1 protein-coding gene and 1 pseudogene are annotated in these 2,029 nt (G+C 54.5%); both read right to left on the bottom strand.

Annotated elements, in window-relative coordinates; genetic code table 11:
* Nucleotides 1-129 (bottom strand): annotated as a pseudogene (locus DWY05_RS10160) (arginine deiminase); the annotation flags it as partial.
* Nucleotides 130-703: 574 nt separating this feature from the next.
* Nucleotides 704-1,828 (bottom strand): aminotransferase, encoded by a 1,125-nt coding sequence (locus DWY05_RS09785; RefSeq protein ID WP_117821543.1) that lies wholly within the window; start codon nt 1,826-1,828, stop codon nt 704-706.
* Between the last annotated feature and the right edge of the window lie 201 nt (nt 1,829-2,029).

The raw sequence follows: 2,029 nt of genomic DNA, 5'->3' as shown, positions 1-2,029 counted from the left end.
CGGGACGTCGTCGAACAGGAGTCGCTCGAGCTCGTCGGGCGGCAGGTTGAGGAGCTCGTCGCCGGGACGGTGCAGGCAGACCTTCCTGAGCTTGCCGATCTCGGAAGGCACGTGCAGACCTTTCGTCATGGCCTCCTACCTTTCTTTCGGGCCCCTGTCAGGGCCGATTCGTTAGCGCCCCTCCGTGTGAGGCGTTATTGCTGACGACATATTTATATCCAAAATCAGTCCATACTTCCACCTCGCCCCCGAACGGTTTTATATGAGGGGTGAACGGCATACACATATACTTCACGCATGGCACACTTTGATTTAATAAAGTGTATTTACGTGCTTAAACGCGTTTTCAATCCAAAAATCAATTGGAACTAAACTTTATTAAACCACCCTCAAATTGCATATTTCCAACAAAGCTATGAATAGAATTAGTGATTCATACCTCGTCTCAACCATTTTCATTTTTATTCAGAAAAAAGTTTGTCCTATTCATTTCTGGTATACAAATTACCGTTTACCAGACGCTTGATACCGTTCACCGGAAGCTCAGTATAAGGCCCAGCGGATACCGGCTCGCCTTACGGCCCCATTTGTAAAAACTTGACTTCTCGGTATGGAAAAACGGACCCGCTTCCCCTAGGGAAACGGATCCGTTTTCGATTATCTTCGGCCAATTTGGATAAGGCCCTCGAAGATCATCGGAATCCTAGCGATCGAACTCGGCCAGCGCCTCGCCCAGAAGTCTCAGGCCCTCGCGAAGAACATCTTCGCTCGCGCAGTAGCCCAGGCGCGCTCCACAGGGAAGCTCAAAACGGCTACCGGGAACCAACAGCACTCCCCTCTCGGCCAGCAGGCGCTTGCAGAACTCCTCGTCATCCTCGGGAATATCCAGCTGGATAAACGAGCTGGACACGCCCTGCGGGGCCGTCCAGGAAACACGATGCTGCGTATCGATCCAAGCCTGCGCGATATCGCGGTTACCAAACACGATCTTGCGGTTACGCTCGAGAATCTTGTCCCTGTGCTCAAGCACATAGGTCGCTAGGGCATCGTTGAACACGCCGCCGCAGATCATGGTGTAATCGCGGTAGGTGCGGATGCGGTTGGACACCTCTTCGTCGGCCACGACCCAGCCCACGCGGGCCGCAGGCGTCGAATAGGTCTTCGACAACGAGTTGGTGACAATGGCCCTCTCGTACACGTCGACCATCGACATAAAGGACTCAGTGTTTTCGAGCGGCAGATACACCTCGTCGCACAGCACGTAGGCGCCCACCGAACGGGCAATCTCGGCAATCTGGCCGAGCATATCGGCATCGAGCACCGTACCGATGGGGTTCGATGCGTTGTTGATGCAGATGAGCTTGGTATTGGGACGCACCAAGCGCTTGAGTTCCTCGATATCGGGCTTCCAGCCGAGTTCCTCGCGAAGCTCCCAATACTCGACCTCGGCACCGAGCGTACGCGGAATCTCATAGAGCGGCGCATAGGTAGGCCACTCGGCAATCACGTGATCGCCGGGCTCGACAACAGTCATGATGGCATTGAGGTTAGCACCCGTACAGCCATTAGTCTGCAAAATGTGATCGGGATTGACCTCGCGACGATACAGCTTGGCGACTTCGGCCTTAAACTCCGGCGAACCCTCGATCCAGCCGTAATTCATCTTCTCGCGATCCAGGCGCTCGTAGAACGTAGCACCGTCCTGCTCGTCGAGTTCACGTAGCTCGCCCATGGTGAGCGACGAGATCGTCGACTGGGCGATGTCCCACGTGGCGCTCTTCTCCCAAACGTTGAGCCATTCCTCAACGCCAATCGTCTTGATGTCCATAGCCAAGCTCCTTACAAAAGCAGTCATCCAATCGTGTTAAAGTTCCTCATACAAGATTGGGGCGGTGCGAAAACCCGCACCGTCCCAATGAGAGACATCTAATGGCAGCTAGATGTATGTATTATGACCTGTACGGGTCCTTGAAGACCTTAGAGGTCCTCGCGCCAGAAGGGCATGCTCATGCAGCGCGGGCCGCCGCGG

Origin of the sequence: Collinsella sp. AF23-4AC (assembly GCF_003462685.1) — a bacterium.
Lineage (GTDB): Bacteria > Actinomycetota > Coriobacteriia > Coriobacteriales > Coriobacteriaceae > Collinsella.
The sequence above is the reverse complement of the archived record's forward strand: the minus strand, read 5'-3'. Positions and strand labels throughout refer to the sequence as shown.